This window comes from Sphaerochaeta sp. UBA5836 (genome assembly GCF_002432845.1).
Lineage (GTDB): Bacteria > Spirochaetota > Spirochaetia > Sphaerochaetales > Sphaerochaetaceae > Sphaerochaeta.
The window spans coordinates 9,755-17,058 of sequence record NZ_DJGW01000019.1; the positions used below are offsets into that span (position 1 = coordinate 9,755).

Sequence of the window (7,304 nt, forward strand, 5' to 3'; positions counted from 1 at the left end):
ATCCGGGCAAGTTGCTTGTTTGAACGGGTGAGCAAGGAGTCTTCCACCAGGTGTCCTTCTATCTGTACAACACGCTGCCGGGGCAACCCAAAGCTTGCTTGATTGAAGCCCGCCGCCCAGCCAAGGAGGACGTACAAGCAGTAAAACCATGCAAAGAGAGCAAGCAGGCTTCGCCTCGAGCGTGTGCAAACATGCAGCAGGACAAGGGTAAGCACCCCACCCAGAATGCCTGCCAGCAAGGGATAGGAGAGCAGCGATGCAGCAAAGCCGGCCACATACAGACCGGCTATGCAAAACAACAACAGTGCGGCGTGATAGGCTTGCATGCCTATACTGGCATCTTAGCTATGCAGTTGCTTCATCCAAGACAATCAAGAGGGAGAGCAATGCAAGATCGATCCGCTTTTGCATATGCTCATGGTAGAGTTTTGCAGCGAGACGGCTGTCCGCCTTGCCCTGCCGCCTCAAGCGCAAGACGGTATGGGATGTCTGCAACAACGCCTTGTCATTGAGACGCACATACAGAAACAACAGCTTGGATATGTCTTTCAGCTCATCCAGCCGGCCTTCAAAGGAGAACGGCAACAACGGCTCCGAGCTGACCAGACACAAAGAGTTGCACAGCGACAAGGCATCGACTTTTGCAGCTTCATCCAAATACTCTTCCAAGGCGAAGAGTTGTTCATCGATAACCTCTTGCCGCTCGGATGCTCGGACTTTCAACTCATAGCGCCTTCGCTGGGCGACCGAGGAACGGGTGTCGCGTTTTGCCAGGGCATTCCAGCCAAGCAACGTCAACCCCACACTGATGGCAATCTCATCAATCATGGGAAGCGGATCGCGAATGGCCAATGAGAGCAGGAAATACGAAGCTGTGAAAATGAGGGCGCAGATGAGAAGACGAGGCACATATTGCTTGTTCTGGATCCAGCGATCAACACTGAAGTCTATCGCAGCATACAGGGCATACGTAACCTCATCCTTCTGGTTCTTGGTCAACATTCCACTGCTTTTCAGCACCACCTCCTCATCTTCCTTCCAATCATCCATCCGTTCTGCATCCAGATAGGGAGAGAGACAGAGACTGCTTTTCTGATGCCGGACAAGTACATAGCAGGTAATCAACTGAGGGCCGCCTTATAGTTTTGGATGCGCAAGGCGAGTTGTTGCTCCCTCTCCTCACGCGTCCCCTCCTCCAAAGTGAAGAAGAGGTAGTATTTGATTTTGGGCTCCGTCCCGCTGGGGCGGACGACCAATTTATCACCACAGGCAAAACGGATGATCAGGACATCGGAGGGTGGAAAGGCTGTCTGCTTTCCATCAAGCAAATCCTGGATGGATGCAATGGTGGATGAGCCAAGCTCATCACCGACAGACAGCTTTCTCAGATTGGCCATGATTGCCGCCATTTTTTCCTTTCCACTGGCACCTTCATACTCTTTGGAGAAAACAACTTCGGTGCTGTACCCCCACCTGTGGTAAATCTGCTGAAGCCGTTCTTGCAAGGTCAATCCCTGCGAGGCCCAATAGCACAGCAACTCGACACTGGAAAGGGCACTGCTTACCGCATCCTTGTCCCTGACCTGCGAAAGTGTCAAAAAGCCATAGCTCTCCTCGCAGCCGAAGAGGAAATACTCAGCCTCCCCTTTCGGACCTTCCAATTCAGCAATCTGTTCGGCGATATACTTGAACCCGGTCAGCACGTCCTTGCATCGCCCGCCTTGGCTCTCCACGATACGAGCCACCAGGTCGGTGGTGACCAGGCTCTTGACCACCAAAGGTTTCTTGGCAAGTTTCTTGTGGCTGTCAGCCTCGATCAGGTAGTCGACCAGCAAGGTCGCTATCTGATTGCCCGTAAGCAGCTGATACTCCGTTTTTTCTGCATCAAGAGGTATGGCAATGCCCAGCCTGTCCGCATCGGGGTCGGTCCCAAGGACAATGTCGGCCTTCTCTTTCTTTGCAAGGGCGATTGCCATTTCCATTGCTTTCGGATGCTCGGGATTGGGAAGCGGAACGGTAGGGAAATTCCCGTCGGGCTCCTGCTGCTCGGGGACCACGATGCATGTGATCCCGACTTTGTTCAACAAGTGCTGGACAGGAATGTTGCCAGATCCATGCAAGGGAGTATAGACCACCTTCACAGGACTGTCCTGCACCAAGGAAGGGCGTCTCAAACCAAGCAGTGCTGTATGATAGTACGCTTCATCCACCTTTTCCGGAACGGGAACCAGAAGGCCTTTCGAACGTGCCGTCTGCTCGCTCATTTCCTTGATGTCCTCTGCTTTCACTGCATTTGCACGCTCTGCAATGCTGAAATCGTGCGGAGGCGTCACCTGTCCACCGTCGCGCCAATAGACCTTGTACCCATTGTACTGGGAAGGATTGTGACTGGCTGTGATTACAATTCCAGCGGTTGTCTGCAGGTATCGCACGGCAAAACTGAGCATCGGAACCGGATGCAAATCAGGATAGAGGTACACGGAGATACCATTGGCGGCAAGCACGAGGGCGGCCTCGTTTGCAAAGAGATCACTGTAACGGCGACTGTCGTAGGCGATGACGACTGAAGGGTTCTTGGAAGTGTGATTCAAATAATCGCTCAAACCTTGGGTGACCTTGCGAACCATGAAGCTGTTCATGCGGTTGGTCCCCCCGCCGATGACACCCCGCATGCCTGCTGTTCCGAAGGCGAGACTGGTATAGAAACGATCATACAGGGACTCCCAGTTTCCTTGGGTCAGTTCGGCTTCCACCTCCTTGGAAAACACTTCCTGTCGTTCAGCTTTCAGATAAGCCTCAGCTTTATTTCTCAAATCCTTCTCGTTGTATGCCATAGATTGCATCCTCCAATTCATGTATCGTATCGACAACTACAGCGCCTTGAAGAGCCAGCAGTTCTTCCTTTGGACGAAACCCCCACGAAACAAGTATATGAGGACAGCCGGCATTGAGGGCGGTCTGCCAATCAACTTCGCTGTCTCCAATATACAGGACATTCTGCACGACAAGGCCTGTCTTCCTGCAAAAATAATCAATACCTGAGCGGTCGGGCTTTCCGGGAAATCCTTCCAGCATCCCCCTGACCCACGAAAACCGGATTCCGGGGAACAGGGAGGCTGCGATACGTTTGGTAAGCCCGTCTTCCTTGTTGGAATACACACCCAATGCATACCCGCTCTCAAGCAAATGCTGGAGCAACTGCTCAACACCCTCATACGGATGACTATACACTGCATAATGCTCGCGATAATAGAGAAGCATCTCTTGGTACAGTTGGTTGAACCGGTCCTCCCCAACAGTGCGATCGAACCACGAAAGAGCACCTTTGAGTGCGTTGTGAAGCCCCCTGCCCACCACTTGCCGGGTCAGATTTGCGGAAGGAGGAGGGAGGCCCTCGCCGGCAAGTGCATGCGCCAAGGAACGGCGGATGTCCTCAATGGTATCGACCAGCGTCCCGTCCAGATCGAAAAGGATAGCTTTGACAACCGGTTTCTGCATAGGGTCATTATCCGGTATGCAGTACGAGCAAGTCAACAAACGTTTTGACAAAACAAAGGGCTTCGGCTACTGTGTAGCCATGCAAATCATTACAATCAAGGATGGTAAGGAGAAACAGCTCCTACGCCATCATCCCTGGGTATTTTCTGGAGCTCTTCATACGCCAACCTCGGCATTGGAAACCGGTCTGGGCAGGGTGGAAACCCACGATGGTGCGTTCATCGCCTACGGATGGTACGATCAGGACAGCCACATTCCGCTTCGGCTGCTCAGTTGGAACGAGGCAAGAATCCCCGATGAGTCCTGGTGGGCCCAGGCCATCGCCGAAAGCGTGCGAAGACGAAGTTCCTTCTTTCAGGACAAAGCCGGCGGCACCACCACCTTCCGCATCATTTTCTCTGAAGCCGACATGCTGCCTGGTGTGGTGGTCGACGTGTATGGAACCATGCTGAGAATCATCATCAGCGCCCGTGTTGCCTGGGATCATCGCGACGTAATCGTCTCCACCTTGGACAGCCTGCTGAAGCCCTCGCTGATGCTGATCACCATAGACAGCGCCTTCGCCGGTGCCGAAAAGCTCAGTGAGACCACCCTGTATTATCAGGATGGCCAATACTTCACTCCTGCCAAGCGGCTCGATCCCATCCGTTTCCGTGAAGACGGGCTGTATTATGAAGTGATTCCCGGGAAGGGGCAAAAAAGTGGATTCTACTGCGACCAGCGGGAGAACCGCAAGGCGATAGAGCCGTATGCCAAGGATGCGGTGGTCTTGGATGGCTGCTCCTATACCGGAGCCTTCAGTCTCCATGCACTGCGTGCAGGCTCGAAGAGCGTCGACCTGTTCGACTCCAGCGACCCGGCCCTCCGCCAAGCCCTGGTCCATGTCCACATCAATCAGGATCTGAAAACGATTGCCGAGGACAGCCGAAGCAAGGTCACCACCACCGTCTGTGACATTTTCGAGCAGATGCGCGTCATACCAAGTGATCATTATGATTTAATGATCCTCGATCCTCCCAAGCTTGCCCAGACGAAGGCCCAGGCCGAAGGCGCCCAGAAAGCATACAAGGATTTGAATCGGCTTGCCATGCAGAAAATCAAGAACGGGGGCATCATCGCCACTTTCAGCTGCAGTGCATCGATCAGCAGCGAACAACTGCGCATGATCCTCGCCTGGAGCGCCAAGGATGCCAATGTAGAAATCCAAATCCTGAAAACCCTCGGCCAAGCAGAGGACCATCCGATCCGCCTCTCGTTTCCAGAATCGGAATACTTGTGCGGCTATATTATGAGGGTCCTGCGCTAACTGGCCATCGGATTCGGAGTATCGTCCGGATTGGTATCGTCCATATCAAGCATGACTGCCAGAAATTGAAGCTGGTCGAGCATGCTTGCTACTTTTTCAGGCAGAAAGCCCACTTCCCCTTCCTGGTCGTCCAGCGACCGCAAGAGATAGGAGTAGTCCTGCATAACCGGCACCTCGCTGTGAAAGTCGATGTGCTCGGGCATGGTTTTCTCCTCATTGTACTTGCAGCGCCTGAACACCGCAAAGCCATTCTTGCCCTGATAGGCACAGGCTCCGAACAGGCGGCATATCAGCGGCCGGGCTGGATAGACAGAACAATGAAAGGGTGAATCGAACCGATACAGCGGGCATGGGCCCTCCTGATTGCCGATACTCTGGCGCACTTTCTCAATCAAGGAAAAATCCTTCTTGATGAAGAGCAGATACGCGCCAACCAAACGGGCTTCGCTCGCAGTGATATCAGGCATGAAGTGCTCGCAGCACGTTCCACATCCTTGTGCGCAGGCAATGCTGTATGTAGTGCAAAAAGTGCTGGTTTTTTGCTCGATTTCTGAATATAAGGCTGCCAAGTCGCTCATGGACCGACCGGCATATGTTCCGCTGAAAGCAGAACAGAGTTGCATAATGCTGTCCATCTTTGAAGAACTCTCCCGAGAACTTGGAGATGGTAGCATTACAAAATTGTGCGAATCAATCGGGTAAGGACCGTTTTTTATGTTTTTTTCTCCGTTTCTCCCGCACCGTCTCCCTTGTCCCGAGCAAGGAGCGCTGGACCAGCCTCTCATTGCGTCGGTCCGAGAGCATCCAACCACCGATCAAGGCACTCACAGCGCAAAAGGAGAGGATGCCGATCCAGGCAAAGGGATTGTTCATAAAGGGCAGATTGACATTCATTCCATAGAATCCGGTTACAAAGGTCGGGAACATCAAGCTGATGGAGATGATGGTCAACCGCTTCATGATGACATTCATGTTATTGCTGATCACCGATGCAAATGCATCCATCGTCCCGGTAAGGATTGAAGAGTAGATGTTCGCCATCTCAATGGCCTGCTTGTTGTCGGTTATCACGTCATCGAGGAAGTCGCGCTCCTCCTCCCCTGCCAGCTTGAAGTACGGGGTTCTCTGCAGGCGCTCAAGAAGAGCCTCATTGGTGGTGAGGCTGGTTGAGAAGTAGACCAGGGACTTCTGGATCTGCAGCAGCTGGATCAGCTCATAGTTCATGATGCTCTTGTGCAGCTGCTCCTCAACCTGGCTCTTCTGGCGGTTGATGTACTTGAGCAGACGGATGTACACCATCACTGCACGACCGAGAATGCTGATGACAAAACCTTCCATTGTCTGAACCGGATATTGGCGGTACCGGTTCTTTGCAAAATCCTCAAGAACGATGCTGTCACTTTGGCAGATGGTGATGACAGTATCGCGGACCAAGACGATACCAAGAGGAACAGCATACTGATTGATTCCCTTGCAATCATCGGCCATGGCGGGCAGACGTACGATAAGAGCGATGTAATCATCCTCCTTCTCGATACGCGCCTGTTCGTCCTGGTCCATGATATCTGCGAGCAACTCACTGGAAATCGAATACTGCTCCTCAAGCTGGGAGATATCGTCGCGGTTGATGTCGCGTGCATCAACCCAAGTGTAGGGAGCCTCCTGGATGGGATCTCCTGGATTCTGGCTCATCAGATTTTTTCTGATTGTAATCATACTTCCTCCGTGGATGGTTGGGGCGTACTCCCGAATCCACAGGGGATGGACCTGGCAGGTCTAGCAGCTGTACCAGGAGGACGCCATGAGCGGGGTTCTAGGCAGGGGTGTTATACTACCACCGTCGTCTAACGTAGACATTGGCTCCTCCTTGCATGTGATGGCTTGCCGGCCTGGCAAGCACCATCCATAGTCTACCATAGACCAAGAAGAAGAATAAAGGGGGCATGAAAGAAAATTCTCTCTTTTCCAAATGAATCAAACCACCTATACTCGGCTGTAGGAGGAAGGATATGGTTACGAGAGAAGAAGCAGAGAGTCTGCTTCGCAAGTACAATCCCAATGAGGCATTGGTGTACCACGCATTTTGCGTTGAAGAGACCATGGCCCGATTTGCGGCCGAGTATGGGTACGATGTCGAATATTGGTCCCTGGTGGGCTTGTTGCATGATATCGACTGGGGGATGTTTCCTGAAGAACATTGCAAGAAAGCACCGGAGCTTTTGAAGGAAATCGACGTCGACGATGCATTCATTCATGCCGTCTGCAGCCACGGATGGGGGCTGTGCAGTGATGTCGAACCCGTGCACTTCATGGAAAAAGTCCTCTACACCATCGATGAACTGACCGGCCTTGTCTACGCAACGGCGCTCATGCGTCCTGAACACATGCAGGGCATGAGTGTTAAATCGGTCAAGAAGAAATGGTCCTCCAAAGGATTTGCCGCAGGGGTGAATCGTGAACTGATCACCCAAGGAGCACAGATGCTCGACATACCCCTGGA

General features: G+C 52.7%; 8 protein-coding genes. 2 read left to right on the forward strand and 6 right to left on the reverse strand.

Annotation, left to right across the window (positions count from 1 at the left end):
- The 4 genes from B3F49_RS01530 to B3F49_RS01545 all read right to left on the reverse strand — a co-directional run.
- Nucleotides 1–326 (reverse strand): hypothetical protein (locus tag B3F49_RS01530; protein ID WP_293908661.1); only part of this gene is annotated, 326 nt, incomplete at its 3' end.
- 19 nt (nucleotides 327–345) lie between these two features.
- Nucleotides 346–1,125, reverse strand: a complete 780-nt coding sequence (locus tag B3F49_RS01535; protein ID WP_293908662.1) for a hypothetical protein — start codon at nucleotides 1,123–1,125, stop codon at nucleotides 346–348.
- A complete protein-coding gene (locus B3F49_RS01540; protein WP_293908663.1) occupies nucleotides 1,122–2,834 on the reverse strand; it encodes a phospho-sugar mutase in 1,713 nt (570 codons plus the stop codon). Before B3F49_RS01540 ends, B3F49_RS01535 begins: the two co-directional genes overlap by 4 nt.
- On the reverse strand, nucleotides 2,803–3,498 hold the full coding sequence (locus B3F49_RS01545; RefSeq protein WP_293908664.1) for an HAD family hydrolase: 696 nt from the start codon (nucleotides 3,496–3,498) through the stop codon (nucleotides 2,803–2,805). Before B3F49_RS01545 ends, B3F49_RS01540 begins: the two co-directional genes overlap by 32 nt.
- A gap of 79 nt (nucleotides 3,499–3,577) precedes the next feature.
- On the opposite strand from B3F49_RS01545, the gene B3F49_RS01550 reads away from it, so the two are divergent.
- Nucleotides 3,578–4,804 carry a class I SAM-dependent rRNA methyltransferase gene (locus B3F49_RS01550; RefSeq protein ID WP_293908665.1) on the forward strand — a complete coding sequence of 409 codons (1,227 nt, stop codon included), beginning with the start codon at nucleotides 3,578–3,580 and terminating at the stop codon, nucleotides 4,802–4,804.
- Here B3F49_RS01550 and B3F49_RS01555 read toward each other — a convergent pair.
- Nucleotides 4,801–5,439 carry a YkgJ family cysteine cluster protein gene (locus tag B3F49_RS01555; RefSeq protein ID WP_293908666.1) on the reverse strand — a complete coding sequence of 213 codons (639 nt, stop codon included), beginning with the start codon at nucleotides 5,437–5,439 and terminating at the stop codon, nucleotides 4,801–4,803. The genes B3F49_RS01550 and B3F49_RS01555 overlap by 4 nt on opposite strands.
- A gap of 55 nt (nucleotides 5,440–5,494) precedes the next feature.
- A complete protein-coding gene (locus B3F49_RS01560; RefSeq protein WP_293894015.1) occupies nucleotides 5,495–6,520 on the reverse strand; it encodes a magnesium transporter CorA family protein in 1,026 nt (341 codons plus the stop codon).
- A gap of 293 nt (nucleotides 6,521–6,813) precedes the next feature.
- On the opposite strand from B3F49_RS01560, the gene B3F49_RS01565 reads away from it, so the two are divergent.
- Nucleotides 6,814–7,304: HDIG domain-containing metalloprotein (locus tag B3F49_RS01565; protein ID WP_293908667.1), on the forward strand; the 491-nt coding region annotated here is incomplete at its 3' end.